General features: G+C 57.0%; 22 protein-coding genes. 7 read left to right on the top strand and 15 right to left on the bottom strand.

Annotated elements, in window-relative coordinates; genetic code table 11:
• The first annotated feature begins 14 nt into the window (after positions 1-14).
• From purL to DM08_RS07530, 3 genes are all read left to right on the top strand, one after another.
• Positions 15-3,905 carry a phosphoribosylformylglycinamidine synthase gene (gene purL / locus DM08_RS07540; RefSeq protein ID WP_035384028.1) on the top strand — a complete coding sequence of 1,297 codons (3,891 nt, stop codon included), beginning with the start codon at positions 15-17 and terminating at the stop codon, positions 3,903-3,905.
• A 130-nt stretch (positions 3,906-4,035) separates the two neighbouring features.
• Positions 4,036-4,293 carry a type II toxin-antitoxin system prevent-host-death family antitoxin gene (locus DM08_RS13035; protein ID WP_035384082.1) on the top strand — a complete coding sequence of 86 codons (258 nt, stop codon included), beginning with the start codon at positions 4,036-4,038 and terminating at the stop codon, positions 4,291-4,293.
• Positions 4,283-4,552 carry a type II toxin-antitoxin system RelE family toxin gene (locus tag DM08_RS07530; protein ID WP_035384027.1) on the top strand — a complete coding sequence of 90 codons (270 nt, stop codon included), beginning with the start codon at positions 4,283-4,285 and terminating at the stop codon, positions 4,550-4,552. Before DM08_RS13035 ends, DM08_RS07530 begins: the two co-directional genes overlap by 11 nt.
• Positions 4,553-4,739: 187 nt before the next feature.
• Here DM08_RS07530 and DM08_RS12585 read toward each other — a convergent pair whose 3' ends face one another.
• The 15 genes from DM08_RS12585 to DM08_RS12285 all read right to left on the bottom strand — a co-directional run bounded on the left by DM08_RS12585 (position 4,740) and on the right by DM08_RS12285 (position 18,275).
• Positions 4,740-5,267 (bottom strand): phage virion morphogenesis family protein, encoded by a 528-nt coding sequence (locus DM08_RS12585; RefSeq protein ID WP_081908823.1) that lies wholly within the window; start codon positions 5,265-5,267, stop codon positions 4,740-4,742.
• An 84-nt stretch (positions 5,268-5,351) separates the two neighbouring features.
• Positions 5,352-6,620 carry a PBECR2 nuclease fold domain-containing protein gene (locus DM08_RS07525; RefSeq protein WP_035384026.1) on the bottom strand — a complete coding sequence of 423 codons (1,269 nt, stop codon included), beginning with the start codon at positions 6,618-6,620 and terminating at the stop codon, positions 5,352-5,354.
• Between the two features lie 174 nt (positions 6,621-6,794).
• Positions 6,795-8,345 (bottom strand): DUF935 domain-containing protein, encoded by a 1,551-nt coding sequence (locus DM08_RS07515; RefSeq protein ID WP_051937971.1) that lies wholly within the window; start codon positions 8,343-8,345, stop codon positions 6,795-6,797.
• The gene (terL, locus tag DM08_RS07510; protein WP_035384024.1) at positions 8,338-10,029 is read right to left on the bottom strand and encodes a phage terminase large subunit; all 1,692 of its coding nucleotides are present in this window, start codon (positions 10,027-10,029) and stop codon (positions 8,338-8,340) included. The genes DM08_RS07515 and terL overlap by 8 nt, the downstream gene beginning before the upstream one ends.
• 10 nt (positions 10,030-10,039) lie before the next feature.
• Positions 10,040-10,348: a hypothetical protein gene (locus DM08_RS07505; RefSeq protein ID WP_035384023.1), complete on the bottom strand. Its 309-nt coding sequence runs from the start codon at positions 10,346-10,348 to the stop codon at positions 10,040-10,042.
• A 23-nt stretch (positions 10,349-10,371) separates the two neighbouring features.
• A complete protein-coding gene (locus DM08_RS07500; protein WP_035384022.1) occupies positions 10,372-10,866 on the bottom strand; it encodes a DUF1804 family protein in 495 nt (164 codons plus the stop codon).
• On the bottom strand, positions 10,866-11,285 hold the full coding sequence (locus tag DM08_RS07495) for a hypothetical protein (protein WP_237560245.1): 420 nt from the start codon (positions 11,283-11,285) through the stop codon (positions 10,866-10,868). The genes DM08_RS07500 and DM08_RS07495 overlap by 1 nt, the downstream gene beginning before the upstream one ends.
• A complete protein-coding gene (locus DM08_RS07490) occupies positions 11,278-11,517 on the bottom strand; it encodes a hypothetical protein (RefSeq protein ID WP_035384021.1) in 240 nt (79 codons plus the stop codon). The genes DM08_RS07495 and DM08_RS07490 overlap by 8 nt, the downstream gene beginning before the upstream one ends.
• On the bottom strand, positions 11,514-11,807 hold the full coding sequence (locus tag DM08_RS07485) for a hypothetical protein (protein ID WP_035384020.1): 294 nt from the start codon (positions 11,805-11,807) through the stop codon (positions 11,514-11,516). The genes DM08_RS07490 and DM08_RS07485 overlap by 4 nt, the downstream gene beginning before the upstream one ends.
• A complete protein-coding gene (locus DM08_RS07480) occupies positions 11,804-15,313 on the bottom strand; it encodes a LamG-like jellyroll fold domain-containing protein (RefSeq protein ID WP_035384019.1) in 3,510 nt (1,169 codons plus the stop codon). Before DM08_RS07480 ends, DM08_RS07485 begins: the two co-directional genes overlap by 4 nt.
• A gap of 8 nt (positions 15,314-15,321) precedes the next feature.
• Positions 15,322-15,873 (bottom strand): hypothetical protein, encoded by a 552-nt coding sequence (locus DM08_RS12290; RefSeq protein ID WP_051937957.1) that lies wholly within the window; start codon positions 15,871-15,873, stop codon positions 15,322-15,324.
• On the bottom strand, positions 15,870-16,394 hold the full coding sequence (locus tag DM08_RS07470; RefSeq protein ID WP_035384018.1) for an N-acetylmuramoyl-L-alanine amidase: 525 nt from the start codon (positions 16,392-16,394) through the stop codon (positions 15,870-15,872). Before DM08_RS07470 ends, DM08_RS12290 begins: the two co-directional genes overlap by 4 nt.
• Before the next feature lie 285 nt (positions 16,395-16,679).
• Positions 16,680-17,045, bottom strand: coding sequence for a DUF2513 domain-containing protein (locus DM08_RS07465; protein WP_035384017.1), 366 nt, complete (start codon positions 17,043-17,045; stop codon positions 16,680-16,682).
• Positions 17,046-17,066: 21 nt separating this feature from the next.
• The gene (locus DM08_RS07460; RefSeq protein ID WP_035384016.1) at positions 17,067-17,588 is read right to left on the bottom strand and encodes a hypothetical protein; all 522 of its coding nucleotides are present in this window, start codon (positions 17,586-17,588) and stop codon (positions 17,067-17,069) included.
• A gap of 12 nt (positions 17,589-17,600) precedes the next feature.
• On the bottom strand, positions 17,601-18,275 hold the full coding sequence (locus DM08_RS12285) for a S24 family peptidase (RefSeq protein ID WP_051937955.1): 675 nt from the start codon (positions 18,273-18,275) through the stop codon (positions 17,601-17,603).
• Positions 18,276-18,398: 123 nt separating this feature from the next.
• On the opposite strand from DM08_RS12285, the gene DM08_RS07450 reads away from it, so the two are divergent.
• The 4 genes from DM08_RS07450 to DM08_RS07435 all read left to right on the top strand — a co-directional run bounded on the left by DM08_RS07450 (position 18,399) and on the right by DM08_RS07435 (position 20,792).
• Positions 18,399-18,593 carry a DNA-binding protein gene (locus DM08_RS07450; protein WP_035384015.1) on the top strand — a complete coding sequence of 65 codons (195 nt, stop codon included), beginning with the start codon at positions 18,399-18,401 and terminating at the stop codon, positions 18,591-18,593.
• Positions 18,594-18,601: 8 nt separating this feature from the next.
• On the top strand, positions 18,602-19,225 hold the full coding sequence (locus DM08_RS12865) for a hypothetical protein (RefSeq protein WP_152555805.1): 624 nt from the start codon (positions 18,602-18,604) through the stop codon (positions 19,223-19,225).
• 110 nt (positions 19,226-19,335) lie between these two features.
• A complete protein-coding gene (locus DM08_RS07440) occupies positions 19,336-19,791 on the top strand; it encodes a hypothetical protein (protein WP_202593385.1) in 456 nt (151 codons plus the stop codon).
• Positions 19,788-20,792, top strand: coding sequence for a hypothetical protein (locus DM08_RS07435; protein WP_051937953.1), 1,005 nt, complete (start codon positions 19,788-19,790; stop codon positions 20,790-20,792). The genes DM08_RS07440 and DM08_RS07435 overlap by 4 nt, the downstream gene beginning before the upstream one ends.
• Positions 20,793-20,810: the final 18 nt, after the last annotated feature.

Genomic DNA, 20,810 nt, shown 5'->3' with positions numbered 1-20,810 from the left:
CCCGAGTGCTTGTCATGTCCCTCGTCCGTCACGGCAAATCCGCCTTATCCGCCTTCCGTCTCGAAAAATTGCGCGCTGCTGCGCTCGCCGTCGTTCCCAACGTCCACATCGTCGCCACCCGTCATCTGTATTTCGTGGCCACGAGTCAGGCCTTGTCGGCAGAGCAGGGTAGCCGGTTGGATCGTCTGCTGGGGCTGGATGTGGGTGCAGGTGAGCCGGAGGGCGCTGCCACGCTGACACGGCTGCTGGTGGTGCCGCGACTGGGTACCATCTCGCCGTGGTCGTCCAAGGCGACGGACATCGCCCAGCACTGCGCGCTGCCGACCATAGAGCGTATCGAGCGCGGCGTGGTGTTCTATCTGGCGGGCCAGAATGGAGCGGCACCGACGCAAGCCGAGCTGCAAGCCGTGTTGCCGCTGCTGCATGACCGCATGACGGAATCGGTTTTGAGCGAGATCGATACCGCTGCTGACAAGATTTTCCGTCACGGCGAGCCGCAGCCGCTGTCCCGCGTGGACATTCTGGGCGGCGGCAAAGCGGCGCTGGAAACCGCCAACCGCGAACTGGGTCTGGCACTGTCGCCGGACGAGATCGACTATCTGGTGGAGAACTTCGGCAAGCTACAACGCAACCCCACCGATGTCGAGTTGATGATGTTCGCGCAGGCGAACTCCGAACATTGCCGCCACAAGATCTTTAACGCCGACTGGGTCATCGACGACGAGGCGCAAGCAATCTCGCTGTTTGGCATGATACGCAACACCCACAAGCTGCACCCCGAAGGTACGGTGATTGCCTATTCCGACAACTCGTCCGTCATCGAAGGGGCCGAGGTCGAGCGTTTCTATCCGCGCGCGGGCGGCAGCTACGCATTCAGCACCGAGCTGACTCACACGCTGATGAAGGTGGAGACGCACAACCACCCGACCGCCATCGCTCCGTTCGCGGGCGCGGCCACCGGCTCCGGCGGCGAGATACGCGACGAAGGCGCGACCGGCATCGGTTCCAAGCCCAAGGCTGGATTGGCCGGTTTCTCGGTGTCGAACTTGCACATCCCCGGCTTCGAACAGCCGTGGGAAGCCGATCCCGTCGGCAAGCCTGGCCGCATCGTCACACCTTTGCAGATCATGGTGGACGGCCCGCTGGGCAGCGCGGCATTCAACAACGAGTTCGGCCGTCCCAATCTGGCGGGTTATTTCCGCACCTTCGAGGAAAGCGTCAACGGCGAGGTGCGCGGCTATCACAAGCCCATCATGCTGGCGGGCGGGGTCGGCAGCATCGCGGCATCGCACACCCACAAGCACGATCTGCCGGAAGGCGCGCTGCTGATCCAGTTGGGTGGCCCTGGCATGTTGATCGGTCTGGGCGGCGGCGCGGCATCTTCGATGGACACGGGAGCCAACGCCGAGAATCTGGACTTCGACTCCGTGCAGCGCGGCAACCCCGAGATGGAACGCCGGGCGCAGGAAGTCATCGACCGCTGCTGGCAGCTGGGTGACAACAATCCCATCTTGAGCATCCACGATGTCGGCGCGGGCGGTATTTCCAACGCCTTGCCGGAGCTGGTGCACGGCGGCGGCAAGGGCGCGCGCTTCGAGCTGCGCAATGTGCCGAACGAAGAGCGCGGCATGTCGCCGATGCAGATCTGGAGCAACGAGTCGCAGGAGCGTTACGTGCTGGCGATTCCGGCGGAGCGTCTGGACGAGTTCGCGGCCATGTGCGAACGCGAGCGTTGTCCGTTCGCCGTGCTGGGTCGCGCCATCAGCGAAGACCGTCTAGTGGTGCATGACGAGGAATTCGACAACGACGCGGTGGACATGCCGCTGTCTGTGCTGCTGGGCAAGCCGCCCAAGATGACGCGCAAGGTGACGCGCGAAGCGGTGAAACTGCCTGCGTTCGACACCAGCGGGATCAGCCTCAAGGAAGCCGTCGAACGAGTGCTGCGCCTGCCGTCGGTGGCCGACAAGACCTTTTTGATCGCCATCGGTGACCGTACCGTCGGCGGTTTCACTGCGCGCGACCAGATGGTCGGCCCGTGGCAAACGCCGGTGGCCGATGTGGCCGTCACCACCATGGGTTACAACACCTATCTGGGTGAGGCCTTCGCCATCGGCGAGCGCACGCCCATCGCCATCATCGACGGCCCGGCCTCGGGCCGCATGGCCATCGGTGAGGCTATCACCAATATCGCCGCAGCACGTATCGCCAAGATCGGCGACATTAAGCTTTCCGCCAACTGGATGGCTGCCGCCGGTCACCACGGCGAAGATGCCGCGCTGTTCGATACCGTCAAGGCGGTCGGCATGGAGTTGTGCCCGGCGTTGGGCATCAGCATTCCGGTGGGCAAGGATTCGATGAGCATGAAGACCACGTGGAAAGAGGGCGGCGAGAGCAAGGCTGTCACCGCGCCGCTGTCGCTCATCATCTCTGCTTTCACGCCCACGCCCGACGTGCGCAAGACGCTCACCCCGCAACTGGTGGCCGATGCCGATAGCGTCGTCTTGTTGATTGACCTCGGCTTGGGCAAGAACCGCCTCGGCGGCTCGGCGCTGGCGCAGGTGTACAAGCAGGTCGGCGATGTCGCGCCGGACGTGGACGATGCCACCCGCTTGAAGACCTTCTTCGAGGTGATCCAGTCGCTCAATGCCGATGGCAAGCTGCTGGCTTATCACGACCGTTCGGATGGCGGCATGCTGGCCGCGCTGTGCGAGATGGCGTTCGCCGCCCGCACCGGTCTGGACGTGAACCTGAACGAGATGCACGGCAGTACCTTGAGCGCGCTGTTCAACGAAGAACTGGGTGCGTTGCTGCAAGTGCGCCGTAGCGAACTGGCCGAGGTGCTGGGCCGCTGTTACGAGGCCGGACTGGTCGAGATCCACCCCGTCGCTACGCTCAACACTACGGGCAACATCGTCATCAGCCGTCAGAGCGAAACGCTGTTCAGCGACACGCTGCTCAACCTGCACCGCATCTGGTCGGAAACGACCTACCAGATGCAGAAGCTGCGCGACAACCCGGCCTGCGCACAACAGGAATACGACCGCCTGCTGGATGCCCATGACCCCGGCCTGCACGTCAAACTCAGCTACGACCCGAATACGTCTGACTCGGCACTCGGAACTCAGCACTCGATACTCAGCACCCGACCCCGCATGGCCATCCTGCGCGAGCAGGGCGTGAACGGCCACGTCGAGATGGCCGCCGCGTTTGATCGTGCCGGTTTCCATGCGGTGGACGTACACATGAGCGATGTCATCAGCGGTCGTGTCAAACTGGCTGATTTCAAAGGCGTGGTCGCCTGCGGCGGCTTCTCCTACGGCGACGTGCTGGGCGCAGGCGAGGGCTGGGCCAAGTCCATCCTGTTCAATCCGCGTGCCCGCGACGAGTTCGAAGCCTTCTTCCAGCGCAACGACACCTTCGCACTGGGCGTGTGCAACGGATGTCAGATGATGAGCAACCTGCACGAGATCATCCCCGGCGCGGAAAACTGGGCCCACTTCTCGCGCAACCAGTCCGAGCAGTTCGAAGCGCGTTTTGTGATGGTGGAGGTGCAGGACTCTCCGTCCATCCTGTTCGACGGCATGGCGGGCAGTCGCATGCCTATCGTCGTCGCCCACGGCGAAGGTTATGCTGACTTCGCCAGCGCCGAGCAGATGAACAAGGCGCTGGTCGCGCTGCGCTACGTGGACAACACCGGCAAGCCGACCGAGACCTATCCGCTCAATCCCAACGGCAGCCCGCAAGGCATCACCGGCCTGACCACGCCGGATGGTCGCTTCTCGATCATGATGCCGCACCCCGAGCGCGTGTTCCGTGCCGTGCAGAATTCCTGGTATCCACCCGAGTGGCAGGAGAATGGCGCTTGGCTGCGCATGTTCCAGAACGCGAGGAAGTGGGTGGGGTAACTGCCATTCCCGCGAAAGCGGGAATCCAGACTGCGAAAGGCGACCGGAAGGCCGCCTTTTGTTTGGGATTGTGATTGACCCGATGCGCCCAAATACGTACACTAATCCGTACATTATTCAGGACGCAATCATGAACGCTATCCACGCAGCCATCAGCATCGGTGTCACCGAATTGAGAGAGTCGCCGACCCGCATACTCAAACGTGCCGAGGACGAGGATCAGGCGGTCGCTATACTTAATCACAACAAGCCTGCTGGTTATATCGTATCGCCCCGCATGATGGAAGCCATGCTGGATTCCATCGCCGACCGGGTGGCGGATACGCGTGCCAAGAATCGCCTCGCCACCTTGAACACAGCCCGCAGGGTCACACTGGATGAGCTTTGAGCTAGCCATCCACCCAGAGGCCGAGAAAGAATGGGCCAAATTGGACGGTAGCGTCAAACGACGCTTCAAGGAAAAACTCGCTAAGGAGCGCTTACAGCAGCCGCGTATCGCAAAGGATGCTTTGCGAGAGCTGCCCGACTGCTACAAGATTAAAATCGCCACTCCGCAATTTCGCCTAATCTACTACGTCAATGATACTCAGCATTTGGTAACCATCCTGTCGGTTGCCTCTAGGGATGATGTAGTAGGGAGGGGGTAGAAACTGGATGGATTAGGGAGGTAAAAAAAGCCCCGAAAGCCGCATGAATACTAGAGATAAGGGCAAAACAGGAAAAATCTGATTTCCGGACAGTTTTAGGGTAAAAGTGGGAGATATTCGGGAGGAATTATGGAGAAATACCCGAACTAATACGGAAATAATCCCACTTCAAATGCAATTTAATCAGTCATCGAACGCGATTTAATATCACTGTTAAATAGTCGTGGGTGACATCAGCAATCAGCTGCCGATCAGACACTGGAAGTCCAACCAAACGCCGAGCAGGCAGACCGGGATGGTTTACCCGCTTCCTATATAGCCCACCGAATTTAAGTGCTTTGGATTTTCTTGGGGAAATTGTATAAGGCTGAGTTCCTGAATGATGCAGACCAGCTCGTAACGACTCAGTCGTACCGTCAAAGCCAAGTACCAGAGTATCACCAGTCGTCTTCTGCCCAAGTATCTTGAAACTTTCAAGCATACGGCCAGTTTTATTCAGTGGCCCGCCCTTGCGTTTCTCTATGAGCGTCATGGGTGACAACTCTTTCCACTTAGATCCATCAGGAGCCAGCCCGGCATTGTGGCGGTCTATGTTCACCCGCAACAATGCATCCCCCACACTACCGAGCAGCTCTTGTGGATGGGCAAGGGAATTGCGCGCAGCTGCCAATGCACGATTTAGATGTTCCACTTGAAATTTCATCTCGAAAAGCATATCGTTATCTCCGTGGTGACGTCAGACTGAGTTTCGGCTCTACTGCCCAATATCTGATCCACATTGCGGCCTACGGGCCGCTTTTCATTTCTTGAATACCAACAATCCATCACGCTGTTTATCAAAATACGCCAGACGGGACTCTTCCTTCTTGTGATCAGCGACAAATGTTGTAGAGCCAGTCCAGCCGTTACTACCCCACTTGAATACCGCTATGGCATATTCATTGGTTCCTTCTATCTCAAAGGCGCGCAAGTAAATACGCTTCAATCTCCATTTTCCCTTATCCGCTGTATCCTTTTCCCACACCCACCAGATTTCGTCCGGCTCAATCAGCGTCATCGCCAGCATATTCACATAGCGCAGGCGCTCGACCTTATCCGGTTGTGCCAGCCACTTGAATTGTCCCCGACCATCCTGAAACAGCGACTTAGTAATGGCCAGAGTGCTGCCAGCCACATCGGTAAACGCCGCCCCCATTTCCATGCTCGCGCCAAATACATCGAGGAAATCAGCGACCGCCACCTCCGGCGCAGTTTCAGTAGGAAGAATCACATCGGCTGGAATCTTGGTCGGTTTAGGAAGTGCGGGAACCTTAAAGCTGGTCGGCCACGGCGTGCCACGCTCTTTCAGCACCGCATCGTAGCCTTGCAGCGGCGGTACGGTATGCGGCTCTAGCCATGCCTTTCCGGGGTTGTAGGCAAAGCCCGGATCAATACCCTTGGGAACGCGAACTGTACGTGGTTTGCTTCCATTCTTTCCAACCACGCGCTCTTCCCACTCGATGGGTGGTGCAGTATCTGGCCCCGACTTACCGGCCTGATCCCAGATATGCTTGGCCTCGGTACGAGTTAACGAATCAACCCTGCATTTGCAGCCCCAGCCATTTTGCGGCATGTGAACATGGAACCACGGATCATCGGCTGGAAGCGTCAATCCATCCCAAGCCTTGTGCTCCAGTCGCGGGTGCTCGATGCTGGTGTGCCGGTAGCGCCAATAGGGGCGAAATTCCTTGAGCGACACCATCTGTTGATAGCGCCCGGCGTTGTACGCCTGCGTGATATTAGTGTCGTAGATGATCTTGCTACGCCAGCCCGGTGCGCCGTTGTGTGCCCAGCCATGCTTGGCGACGATCTCATCAAACCGAGTGCGGAATTCGTCGTAGCCGCCGCCTTCCCACTTGGCCTTCTGGATCGCATTGAAGAAGTCTTCGACCAAGGCATCGTGCGCGGCACCGGCCACCACAAAGGCGTGGCTGTGCTGTTCCTGCCAGATGTCTGTCCAGCCCGAGGTTGGCAGTTTTATTTTGTTGCGATAGAACTCAATCGCCTGGTCGAATTGAAAGTCAGGCATACCAGTACTTGATGGCAGCGCCAATTAGAAAGAACGAAATCCACACAGTACAAAATGTGATGGTGAGTGGCGCTCCCCAATGCCTCTCATTAGCGATTAAATAACCACACCAAAGCGGAAACACCCCAAAAGTGAAAATCACCAACAACCACTGATACCACTTAATAGCTTCCATCACTTCCCATCCCCTACATCCGCCCGCCCAGCCAGATTCGCCGCTGCCATACCTTCCGCGATGCTCTGCGTCCATTCTTTCGAGGGCGATGCAGTCAGCGCGGCGATCTTGTCCAGCGCCTCGTCGAAGTCGCTCGACTCGGCCACGATGGCGGCGATCTGTTGGGTCAGTACCTCTTCGTGCGGGGCGGACAATGCGGCCAGTCTGGCGGCGTAGATACCAGTCACGTCGGTTTGTTTGGCTTCACTGGCCAGCATAGCCAAGCGTACCAGTGCCGCGTCGGCAGGCTGGGTGGTGGGTGGTGTATTGGCAGGTTTGCTGTTCCCCGTCACCAGTAGCTTCGCACCTTCTTTTGCACGCGGAATCTGAGTGACTAGATGCGCGTAATCGACATCGATCTCCATGCCCATCGCGGCGCCGTCATTCAGCACCTTGACCATCTTGGCCTGATCGACGGTTTCCTCGGTGTCATAGATGAACTTCGGCATCCGGTTTTCTGGGAATAGGCCGTTGATGAGCACAATCGGACGCACCAGTTGATTGTTGATCGTGGGCTGGATCTGGCGCACGTCATGCAGCAGAATCTCGCGCCGCACCTTGTCGTAAATCATGATGCGCGCTTCGGAGGTGGTCTTGCCGTCCAACTCTCCGCCAAGGATGGCCTTGGACTGCTTGCTTTCCCAATAGGCCGTCGCATTGAGGAAGTCGTCCACATTGCCCTTGGCAGCGGCCTGAATGAAGTCGATGGTCATATTGGCCGGGACAACACCGGCACCATCCGAGCCGATATTGCGCACGGCACGCAGCAGCTCGTCGCGCTGGGTTTTACCAATGCCTGCTGGATATTTACCCAGACGCAGTGGCAATCCATATACCTCAAGGAAGCGCTGCATATCGCGGATGTTGTATGCCTTATAGGCATACGTCCAGGCAAGCACGCGGAACAGCGCGGACTGCTCGATGTAGCCTGATTTTGCGCGGTGCTCATGCACCACCCAGCCCCATTCTCGCAGCGGTTCCGGCATCCCCATCTTGAGCAGCTGAATCTCTGCTGTGTCGCGGTCGGTCTGGAAGTTGCGCTGGGGGATGAAGTTCAGCGCCTGCGGCAGCCACTCGCTGCCCGTCTTCCAGTCGATCTCCATCGCCGCGAATCCCTTGCCGATGGCATCGGTGAGATCGTATTGCGCATCCTCAAACCGGGAAATGCTGGCGAGCATGTCTTGCAGCTCGGCAGTGCGGTCGATCTCAGCCTGAGTTGCATCCTTGGGTGGCTCCAGCTTCCAGCCCAACCCGGTCACGGCACGGCGGCGCTTAGCTAGCTCGGAAAATATGTGTGGATCTTGCTCCTCGACCAGCTCGAACAATGTGGCCTGATCGGAGATGAAGCCCTGATCAGCCTGCGCAAACGCGCTGGCCAAGCGGGACGGGTCGAGCGTGTTCACGCTCATGTAGTTGACAGTATTACCCTGCATGGAGCGAGCGCCGGTTTGCAGTTGGTCAAGCCCGGATTTGTTTACTCTGGCCAGTGCGGCCTTTCTCTTTTTAGTCATCATCATCCCAATCATCATGGTTGCTACTGCGGCGGCTGGAGCTGCGCATCTGGTTACGGGGGCGCGCCGCTGAGGTGTACTGCCACTCGCCGCCGAACTGCGTGGCCAGCGTGTGCAGCATTTCCAGCGCATCCGGCCCATCATCATGGTCAGCTTCAGGCCAGAACTTGAGCTGCTCGATCAGCGTGCTTTGTGAGCGATGTAGCAAAATCTGGCCATTGGACACATGCGGTTGCAGGCTGATAATACGCAGCCCTTTGTCGGTGCTAGGTGTCACCGGAATTGCCGGGAAGGAGATGCCGGCCAGCGCGGCGCGCTTGATCAGCTCGCTGTACAGAAAGGCTTGAAACTGGACGGTTTCAACTGCCCACGCGATGCAGCCATATTCAACTTGTAACTCGATGGCGCGGCTGATGATGAGGTCGGGCACGCGACGGCAGATGTCTGCCTCGACCACAGACAGCTTCATCGTCTTGCGATTCAGCCCACCCACCAGCAGCGCCGAGGGATCGCGTGCCGCGCCTTGCTTGCCCAAGGACGGGTCAAGCGAACCGAAGAATGCCCAGTCGTTGTCTCGGTCGATCCAGAACTGAACACCCTTGAACGGAGCCGTCTCATCATTCCCAGCCTCGTTCTGCTGTTCCTGGTTGAAAGCATCGTGATCGGTGGCGCGCATGCACATCAGGCGATAGAGTGGGCGCACTTGTGGCCACGACACTACCGCCCCGGCATCCATTGCGGCTTTGTTTTGCTGGTAGAACGCCAGCGCCTCTGCCTCGGCGGCATCCTTTTCATCATCCTCGCCGGAGCGGATGTAGATCGCCTCCCAGCGCTCCCACAGTGCCATGTTGTCTGGCCACTGCATGATGGAGCGGAAGATGCGCCGCCGCCAGCCCGGTGCCCGCGCGACGCGGTTGATCGCCGCATCATAATGCAGGCTGGTGCCGACCCAGAACACGTCCATGCCGCCCCCGGGGCCAGCCAAGCCGATGACCGCCGACAGGACATACTTCTCGATCTTGTCGCGCTGCTTCTTATCTTTGACGTTCTCATCGTTTTCGAGATCGTCCAGAAAGATCAGGTCGGGGCGATGCGGGCCATGCTTCATGCCGCGAATCTTCTTGCCGGTGCCGCCGATGCGCACCTTGACGTTGTTGGCAGTGATTGCCGTCGTTGCCTGCCACACGCGGCCTTGGCCACACGCCTCAGGGAAATCCATCGCCAAGCGTGGATTGGTATCCAGCTCGGCCTTGATGGATTCCAGCATTTCGGCAGCCTGCTCCTCGGTGTTCATGATGATGCCGATCATGTGCTTGCGACCGGTCACGATGCACCACAGGCTGCCGAGCTGGGTTTCGTAGGTAGATTTGGCCTCACCGCGCGGGGCCTCGTGCACCTCACGGCCATCGGCGGCGCCGTCGATAACTTCCGGCAGACGCTTGAAGATGAACTGTTGGAACAGCGAAAAGTGCGGTGTAGGGACGTAGTGCGGGAAGTAAGTCTGGCAGAAGAACCCGTAATCATTCCAGGCGCGCTCACGCCGTGCGCGACTAGCCTCTGGATCAGTGAGGAACGCCTCGCATTCCAGCTCAATCTGGCTGCGGATGTCCTCGCCCAGCTTGGCCAGCTCGATCTCGAACTCGCGCCAGTTGCGAACTTCCTTGATGTCGCGATCTTCAGTCATATTGATTCAGTTATGCGCCTGCTTCCAGCAGTCTGTAAGCCCACGCCCCTTTGTTAGTGCAGGCGTTGTAGCCGTCCTCGCCTTTCACGACCACCTTAGCCATATAGCCCTTTTCTAGCAGCTGGTCGCGTCCTCCCTTGCTTGGCACATCTCCGTCGAATAGCGGGCCGTACTTGTAGCCAGCACGAATGCAGTCACGTTCCGCGCTGTCCATCGACTGCACTTCGATAATTAGCGCGACCGCGCTCTTGATCTCTTCTGCCGAGGAAAGGTCGGTGCTCTCGTGCAGCGCGTCCAGCAGTAGTTTCAGCGTTGTCATAGTGTTTCTCCTATAAATGATTGTCAGGAATACCGCTTCCCAAGGATCGCTCCCACCTCTTCAAAGTGCGGTTGCAGTGCTTTCAAAGCGGCGGGGTCTTTTAGACGCAGGTGGTCGGCGATGGTCTTGAGCGTGTCCAAAGCGACCGACAGTCCAGAAAACTGCGGATTCACCCGCGCGAACGCCTTGCTGAACTTGGCATAGGCATCGGCCAGCTGGGCGAGCAGCTGGGCCTTCTGCGCCGCTGGAATTTTCGACTCTTCCAGCTCGCGTGTAGTGGTGATGACTTGGCGGGCGAAATCTTCCACCAGCTGCTGGTTAAGATCATCAATCCCGGCACCACTGATCTTATAGGCTGTGCGCGCTGTGTCCCAGTCATCGCCTTTCTTCTTGGCAGCAGACTTCCAGTCACGCGCAGTGTCGTAGCTCACGCCGCACGATACAGCGGCTCCATTGAGAGGAAGCCCCTCAACGTAGAGCTGGCGCACGCGGTCGCGGGTGTCTTGAGAGTGAGCCATCAGTGTGGGATGTGCTTGATCAGTTCAACCATTGCCGCCGCCAGCGCGCCGCCGACCCCGCCACCCAGCGCACTGAGCTTGGCCACTTTCTCGATGATCTTCTTGTCCTCATTCTCCAGCGCGGTCACGCGGGTGCCGAGGCCTTTGATCTTGTCACCGACATTCAGCTCCAAATCATCAATGCGCTTATTGATGCCATCGCCTTGATCTTTAATCTTGTCGGTTAAATTGTCTTCAATCCGATTCATCCGATCATTCGACGCTTGATCCAGTCGCCGAATATCAGCGCGCATGTCTTCGATGCGTGCGGTTAATCCCTGATGCAGGGCCTGCACCGAGCCAGTCAGCTCACCAATACTGCGCATGATCTGGGCGTTGCTTACACCGCCGCTGTCTAACCCGTTGTCTTTATCACCCACAAAATCCTCCTATCCAGCCAATAATCAATATTGAAATTGAAAAAACCACTACCATCACGTAATGCCACGTCCCGATGCGCTCATCGGCTCCCATCAGAGTCAGCGCAGATATAATTACCCCTGCGCAGAAAAACCCTAGCAGCCAGCGCACATCCCCGTGCCACCACGCTGACCCGATGCCGCCTGTCACGAAGGCGGAGATTAGGCAGGCGTAGTATTTGATGCGCTTCACGGTGCGGGCACCTCAACTGTAGGCGGTGTCTGAGCGGCTTGTGCAGCCTCAATCGCCCTCTGTTCCGCCAATGCCACCACGCCAACCCTCGCCTTAGCCGCCTCTACCCTGACCTGTTCCACGAACGTGTTGTATTCAGCAAATCTCGCCTGTGCTTCTGCGTCGTTCGGGTAGGCCAGCGCCATTCGCATGACCTTCAATTCCTGCGACTCGGAATACGTCGAGCGGATTGCATCGATCACGCGCTGGTTGATGGCTACGTCATCGGGTAGGTCGTCGATGTAAATCATTGCTTATTCTCCCTCACGCACATCACCTGCACCCAGTCATTCAGGGCGGCGGCAGCGACTAGATTGATTGACCAGCAGAATCCATCGAACGAGGTGGTGTAGCTGGTGGTTAGCCTTAAGCTAGTGCCGTTCTTCATCACCTCATTTAGCGGCTTCATTCCCAGCGGCAGCTTGAACGCGGTCTGGCCTGCTGTAGCGGTGAAATCCACTGGCTGCGGCTTGAGTCCCAGGATGGCCGCTTGCTCGGCTGCACGGTTCAGCTCATCTCTGATGGACTTGGCTGGCACGGTGATTTTCGAGCCAGTCGCACCTGCTTGGATGAGCTGTTTGTCATACACAGAGTAAGATTTAGCAGCACCGTTGGTGGTAGCTTCAGACTCGACTCGTATCAGGTTTTTGAATGTGCTGCGCCCCCAAGAAGTGCCAACGTGAATTAGGTCAGTTACATCATCGGCAGCCAGAGCAGTCACGCCTGTTGAGGTTCCGTCGATAAGGCACTGTGCATTCGGTTCAAATAGCTTTCGCTCTGTTTCGTAGCGGAACAGACCTTGCTCTGCACTTGCTGGCGTGGCAGAGGATCGCACTAGAGCCATAGACCCAGTGAACGGTGCAGCGTGGGTGTAGTCAGTGCCTGCGGTAAACACTGCCGAGGCGTTGGTATAGTTGTTGGTGTCGGCAATGGTCGTGGCTTGTTGAACGCCATTGATACGCAGTGAAATTACCCCTGAGACTCTGGCAAGATTAACCAGCGTCCAAGCGTTGACAGGTAACGTATAGCCAAAGGTGGTATTGGTAAAAGCTGCACCAGCGATTGACCTACCTAACTGCAACAAGCCTGCCACCAGATTCAGCGCCAATGCGTTGCCTGATAAAGCCACTGGACATCGCGTGAATAGCGTAGCAGTTTGATTGGCAGCGGTTGCATAGACCCACATAGGAAAGCAAAAATCCCCCGTCCCGAAATCGAGATTGGCAGAATAAGGCTGCTCTAGGTAATTGGCTGCACTGAAGCCAGACCACGCCATCAGTTGAGCGCCAGTAGCTACTGCGGATTTTGTGAGTGAGCCGACGATGCCGAGACCGTTGTTCTTTACTGAGCGATCTGCTGCGACTTCTTTGACGGAGATGTTGTCGAAGGTTGCGGATACATTAGGAGTTGCGAAGCCGCAAAACACGGTGATGTATAGGGAGCTTGATGTAGCTATAAACGTGTAGGATTGTTGTACTCCTTGTGAAACATTTAATCCGATATTCGCTCCTAGTGAAGAGTCCCCCTGAAAGTTACCTAGATGCGCCGCTGCACCTGCAAGTGGGGCACTAGTTCGTGCAATTTTGAAAATGTATGTCTTACCTACGACTACGGACACGATCTGTTGAGCCGCAACGTACACATTACCAACCACTGCGTCCCTCGTAATCGTCAAACCTCCTGCCGCACCCCATGAGACTGTGCCTGAACTGCCATTTCCAGATGCAGGAACCGACCACCCACTTACGTCAGTATTGAAAGTTCCATTTACAACCAACTCAGGCGCACTCACCGTCTCAGCCACCGAATCAGCCAGCCATGCGCCACGGGAGTCGCCTACCTGCCAGCCAGAGTTGTAGGTGTTGGTAATACGTGCTGCTAGTCCATTTGATTGGGAGTCACTAGGTACATACTTCAAAACCCCACCATTAGCTGTTGCAAGCGCTCCCTCTTGGGCAGCGGAGATGCTGTACCCAACGGGCTGGAACCTGTTGGCATAAAATGTGCCCGTTAGCGCAAACGATGCGGATAAAGGCATAGCTGCCGACATATACCATTCGCTGCCATAGTTTTGAACGCAGACCCTGCGTAACTTATCTATGCGGATGGCATTAGAAACTGCAATAGAGGCGCTATTCACCACCACTCCGTCGTGCCTAATCACACTCACGCCACCAGCCGTAGCTACTGCAATCGTCGGCACAGGCAATCCAGTCGCTATGTCGATAGGCGCATCGGCGACGACGGTCATTGCGACGGAGTTGATAGTGTTGCTGATAATCGCTGGTGTCGTTGCCGTAGTGTATTTTTCGGCCAGACCGACATCGTCTGAGATCAATTTTTCCACGAATAGGCCGGTAGATGTACCCACGATCAGCCAGCCATTTCGATAGGCCACCGATGTGATCGTTTTACCAGCATAGGAAAACACGCGCCACATCGGAACGGTTGGATCAGTCGTGTCGTACACACAGACACGCGCAACTCCCGTAATCGTATCGATCAATGCAATGCCGGATTCAGGGAACTCTCGGCGATTACCTAGGAAGGTTTCAGCGACGGTAGGCGATGCAGCTCCCAGCGTGTAGAACTTGCCATCGGTCGTGTTGTGGAAATACGCGCCAGTCACTGCGCCCGTCAGACCCCAAGCCGCTGCTGCGGTAGCCGCCTCACCCAGCCACTTACTGTTAATTGTCTCCTTGTACCAGCTCGTATTCTGGCAGCGTTTACGCCACTGGCCGCCGTCAGAGTCTTGGCGAGCGTCATAGACGATCTGCTGAACGATGGTGGTTGAAGTGTGGAACGTCTTGCTGATTGCTGGCAGCGTTTCGGCTGGCTGCATGGCAGATACCCAAGCGGCAAGAGCTTGATCCTTGGCTGCGATGGCTTGGTCACGGGCGGAGACGGATTCGTTGGCTTTGGTGGTCGCAGTAGCGGCATTGGCGGACACAGCCACGGCAGTGCCATCAACCGATGTTTTGTTTAGCGCTACGGTGGCCTTGTCAGCGGCTACGGCGGTACGATCTGCACCCGTGGCCGTGCGATCCAGCCCAGTTTGCGTGCGGTCGGCAGCGGTAGCAGTAGCATTGCCTGCGGTCGCGGCGGCATCAAGCGCCACCTGAGCGCGGTCGGCGGCGGTCTGTGTGCGATCAGTGTCGGTGGCTACTTTGTCTGCTGCGGTTGCTACGCGATCTGCGGCGGCAGCGTTCTTGTGTGCCAGCGCTTCGGCTTCATGGGTGGCGGCGGCAAGTTCCGAGGTGTGCGCGTTGCCCTCGCTCAGCGCGGCGGCGTTCTTATGGCTTAGCGCTCCGGCTTCATAGGTGGCTGAGTTCAGCTCCGAGGTATGCGCAGCGCTCGCGCTACTGCCCGATGCAGTTGCATATACTCCAGCCTGCCCTGCCGCTGCAATGGCGGCATCTATCGCCAGTTGCCCGTCTGGCTTACCTGGGTAAGCAGGCATGTCGATAATATTTTTCAGCTCGCACGGCGCATTGGGCACGGTAGCGGTATATTGATTTGACTTACCACCGTGCTGAATCTTGATCACGTATTGCGATTGCTGTGTACCCAGCTGGTTGGGAAAAAGATTCAATACGGCGCCACCAGATGCATCAGTAGTTACAGCCGCTTCTTTTGGCACCACCACCCCGTTGTACAACTCATTGCGATTAAGCATCGCCGTGATGCGTACGCCCGCCATCGGAAGACCGCTTTGGTCATGCAGCAATATCGAGACGGGGACGGTTGGAATAGACATATCAATTACTACTTGATGGAGGGAGCTTTGGCCAGCAGCTCGTCTTTGTCGCGCGAGCCACGCGAGCTGCCGAATTCGAACTGATGTGCATCGCGCAGGCATAGGCCAAACAGGCTGGCGACGGTGGTGAGCAGGGTAATCACTTCGGGCGGAATCTCGTTCCGATACACCGCCAGCACCACCAGACAGGCGATCAGGCCAATGACATCGGCGATCACCATCAAATCAGCGCGTTGGTTGCGATACCCCGCCAGATGCAGGGAGACATCGCGGGCGCGGGCATCTTTGCGATCACCGGCGGCGACACGCTCCAGCTCTTCCAGATTGGCGAAGCCGAGCGACTGCATCTTGAGGGCGAAGTCGTTGTCCGCCTGACGCAGCATGGCGAGTTGTTCGGGCGTGGCTGAGGCCACGGCTTGCTGGATAGCGCGCTGGTTGGGCTCGACCTCTACGCCGATGGCCTGACCGATGGCCGTGGCAGCCATGCCGACCAGCTGCGGGACGTTGCCAGTGGCGGCGGCGCCGATCCAGGGGAGAATGGTTTTGAGGAGTTCGTTCACGCTACGCTCCCCACCGACTCATCCAGCAGCACATGCCCAGCCAGCGGCTGCTTGCCGCCCGCCAGCCATGCGGCCACGTCGAAATTCGGGCAGGTTTTGCTCACGCCGGGCAGGCCACGATGGCCGACGATTTCCACGCCTGGATAGCTGGCTTGCAGGCTTTCGATCAGGCGCTTCAGGGCTTCCCACTGGGCGCGGGTGAACTTGTCTTTGCCAATGATGCAGATGCCCAGCGAGGTGGCGTTGTAGCCCTGAGCGTGCGCGCCGATCTCGTCCACATGGCGCGCACCGACTACCGCCCCAGCGACATAGATCAGGAAATGGTAACCGATGCTGGTAAGGGTTGGCTCTTGCACCCGACGCCAACCAGACAGACGCTTGAAGCCACGCACGCGGTGCCAGTTGTCGATCTCGTGCAGCGGGGTGGTGAAGTTCTTGTCGCCGGGCTTACCGGTGAATAAAGTGCGACCGTTCGGGCTATCCGAGCAGTGAATGACGATACGTTCGATCTTGCGAGCCATCGCGGCCTCCCATCAGTTGATGGTGGGAGATTACGCGCGCGCGAGTTGGGTTATGAGGCGGGAAATGTTTCCCGCCCTGATGCTGGGCGGTGAATGCTATTCAATAAGGCTACTGAAAATAGGATGGCGATACCATGCAAAATACCGACAACCAGCAAGTGTTAATTGACTTTTGGACGCATCGAATGACAGTTATGGCCTGCAATGGAAGCGACGAAACAGACCCGGTTGGCAAAGAGGCGCTCAGGTTCGGTGCCATGCAAATTTATCATTGCATCGAAGACCTCAAGAGAGGCCAGCCGCAGACTGTGCAAGGCGTTTCAACATCTCAGTCAAAACATCAAAAGTCATGGCTCCGCCCTTTTCTTTTACGGTTGAAAATGCTTTTTTCCATAGGCCGTTATCTCTTGCTGCATCAAGGAAATTACAACCGTCCCAAGTAATTTTACGGATAGCTACCCCGATAATGCCTTCGTTGCTGCGAAGGACGCGACCTTCTAGCAGACCCGCGTCGATCAACAGATCGACGTGTCCTAAGACCGTGGCTTCGTCGTAGCCTTCCACGGAATCAACCTCGATGGGAGTTGTTCCAGCCGGAGTAGCCTCGACCACTAGAAGGATTTTGCGGATTAGCTCAAAGTCACGTTTCATATGGATTCTTTCATAGAGGAATTATTTCAATTTATCTATCTGATCAAGACAGGCTGGGTATTTTTCGCCGCCCCCCCACGCCATCACTGCAATATGGCTTGGAACTGTTTCATCGACATTTCCTGTTCGTCCAATTTCGGCGATATTCCTCCAGACCTCCTGAAGGCTTATAGATGCCTGAGTACACACGGCAATTTCAGATGTGAATGGCTCGCCGAAAAGTGCTTCAGCACGGCGGGTAAGCTGTGTCGTTTCTTGGTTGAATTGCCTATGTTCGTCAGTTTTCTTGATAAATAGGCCATCAAACACTTTGTCCTTGGCCGCTCTGAAATCTTGGTACCACTTCTCTGCCTCAGCCTTGGATGTTGCCGAAGGATTGGCGGGCTTGGAAACCGAGGCTTGCACATCCGGCATCGCTGTTGCCTTGAATTTTTTCAAATCGATAAGCGCACCCGCCAAAAGGCCACTGAGAAGTACGATCAAAGCAGGCATTAGTTTTACCCAAAGTGGATAGGAATTAAATTGCTCGATTAACTTGCTCATTTCTGCTCCCTATTACAGTTTAAAAAACCCAAGCTTCACGGGCAAAACTAGGCCGATCACCTTGAGTGACATGGCTTCATCCATTGTTAGATTTTCCGGCTCTACGTGGTCATTGTCGCTCTTGATGAGGACATTGCCGTTGGTCATGAGTTGTAGGCGCTTGATGCGCTCAAATCCACCGATGTTGATAACGTAGCAAGCATCGTCCTTGAATTCTGTGACTCCGGTATCCACACACACCACCTCGCCATGCACCAGTGTCGGGTACATAGAGTCGCCCGTGACTGTGACTAACCCAAGATGCGCTGGGGATATCCCCAGTGCGCTGCGGATCCACGCCTCGCGTAGAGATAGCTTTGCCACGGAGCTATTGTTGTCACGACCATGACCCGCTGCCGCGCTTGCCCAGGGGACTTCGATGAACCCCGGCTCCAGTGAGTTGCTCACATAGACACCGGGCATTTCTTTAACGCCGAGAGTTACATGGTTGTCAATTAGAGACATGACATTTTTCGGCGGCATGTATTCTCTACGTATGCCGCCCGGACCACCAAAACCTTTAACCTCTCGAAATTCCCAGCCATCTCTTTTGACGAGCGTATCCCATCCCTGCCTTGTCAGCGGATAGTTTGGAAGCTTGAGCTGTAGTAGCTCTGCCACCGAGTAGTAGTGCTCGTCATTTCTCATTCAAGTCAACTCTCAAGTCACAGTAAAAATAAAACCACGCAAATTGGTTGACATGCTATTTACATGGTTGTAAATTACGCACATCAAACATAAATCATCTTTGCACTACGAGAGGCGATAACAATGACCCCAGAAAAAGTTAAACAACAGTTTCATCAACGCGGCATCACCTTCACCGAGTGGGCCGCTACTCATGGCTATACCCGTGGTGAGGTGTATCGGGTGCTAAATGGTCAAGCTAAGGCCAAGTACGGCAAGGCGCATGAAATCGCCGTAAAGCTAGGCCTGAAAGCCGATCACGAGAATCTTCCCGCCTAGGAGCTGCCATGCCCAATGCACAAGGAATCTGTAGTGCTAGCGAGCTTGAGCGGAAGCGCATCCGCCGCTACGAGGCAGCCTTAGCACGCCTGAAAGCCAAGCTCAGCGCCGAAACGGGATCGGATCAAACCCTTTCGGCAGCGCAAACGGCCACAGGTCCATTAAATCGTAATCATGAAACGATGCCATCGCAGCCAGCAGCATCTCCCGATGCCGCTCCGGCGTATCCAGCGGAAGGCCAGACGGCGGCAAGTGCAGATATTTTAACTGCATTCGAGCGCGCCATAGTTCTAAAAAGACAATGGCATGGTGCAGGCGCAAAGGCGAGGCTGGAGCAGAAGTATCAGCAGGCGCTCGAAGCTGGGCAGATCGCTCAGCGGGAGTTAGCGAGTCATATCGAGCGATCTCTTTCCGGGCAGCGCCGAGCCAATCCGTCCATTCCTGCACGTCTATGGTTTGCAGCTCAGCGTATAGCTGGCGACATTGCGCTTCGTCAAGCGCTGCGATCAGCGCGTCGGCTCGGGCTGAAACGTGTTTTGGATACTGATCTGTTCTTTGCTGAGCATTGTGCATGGTACGTCTCCTTTTGCGCGTTGAGCAGCTGTCTGTTCGGAGCTGCTGATCATGTCTAGACGCTTCACATTCTACGTGCCAACAATGAATTTTATTGATTCTGAACAGTTATTTGTTTGGAACGGCATGGCGGGAGGCCGTTTCTGAAATGCGGAGAAATTGGAAACGAGTGCAACCCACCAGCCTGCGCGATGCGCTGCGGCTGTGCAAGGACTACGCGCTGGAGAAGAAGCGCTACTCGGTGGAGCGTATCGCCGACCTGATGGATGTCAGCGCAGACCTGCTCTACAAGTGGCTGTCCACTGGCCGGATGCCTGCATCGTCCATTCCCGCCTACGAGCACATCTGCGGCATCCACTTCGCTACCCGCTGGCTGGCTACCAGCGCCGGGTTCCTGGTGATCGAAGCGCCTACTGGGCGCGATGCCACTGCCGCCGACATGCAGGTGTTGCAAGAGCTGCTGCACACCGCCGTGGGCAACCTGCTCAAGTTCTACGACCAGCGCACGGATGCGGATACCGCGCTTGCCGGCATCCAGCAGGCGATGGAGGGGCTGGCATGGCACAAGGGCAACGTCGAAAAACACAATCAACCTGAATTTGAGTTTACTGAGGAGCAAGCATGAGCAACATCGTGACAACTGAATCGAGTGGGGTAGCCCAGATCGCCGTGCGCTTTGGTGTGGATAGCGACGATCTCGGCGTGCTGGCGCGCATCGGATCGGATTCCATCAACCGCGCCATGTTCGAAATCACCCGTGCCGGGCTGGCATTTCTGCGGGCGCAGGAGCTGCTGTCGCTTGGTCACGGTGGAGACAGAAAGGGAATCAATTTCCGAACATCGGAAATTGAAAATGGCAGCGGTTTTATCGGGTGGGTGGAGCAAAACGGACTCGAAATGCAGCGCGTCTACGAATCCATGCGCATCGCCAAATTCGTGATGCGTCTGCCCGCTGGCCAAGTGGATGAGGTGCTGGCGCTGGGTAAGGTGAAAGTGATGCTGCTGGCCTCACTGCCGCAAGAGGTGATCGACGAGGCAGCGCAGACCGGCGAAGGCTTGATCGGCAAGGCTGAGCTGATGACGGTGCGCCAGCTCAAGGATGAAGTGGCTGCGCTCAAGCGCCGTGAAAAAAACTACGAAGCCGAGCTGGAGATAGCGCAGCGCAAGGTTGAGCGACTCTCCGAGGCCAAGCAGCGCTTGACGCAATTCGAGCTACGCACGGAAGAGCTGCGCGCCGAGTGTATGGCGCTGCAACTGGAGGCTGAACTGCCTTTGAATGCCCTGCATAAGCTGTTTGAAGAGGAGTTGAGCACCCCGGGAGGCTCAGACGAAGCGCGGCTGCGTCTGGAGCAGGTGTGGATCGTGGCGCATAACGCGGTAGCTACTGGGCTAGACATGCTGGAGAAGCTGCGCGAGCTGGACCGCCAAGAGCAGCTCGGCTTGCCATCGCGCCAAATGAGCCAGCACATCTTGTTGCCTTATGAGGCTGCCGACTGGCTGTTAAATAAACCTCTGATCGAGAACCGCTACGAAGGGCAGCGTGCCCTGCGTGAAGCGCAGCGTGTGCAGGAAACTCCGCGTCGTGGCCGCCCTAAAGGCTCTAAAAACAAGGCGGACGGAGAGTAAGCCATGCGGGGGGCGCAA

The organism is Ferriphaselus sp. R-1, assembly GCF_000746095.1.
Lineage (GTDB): Bacteria > Pseudomonadota > Gammaproteobacteria > Burkholderiales > Gallionellaceae > Ferriphaselus.
This window is presented reverse-complemented; position numbering and strand designations above follow the sequence as displayed.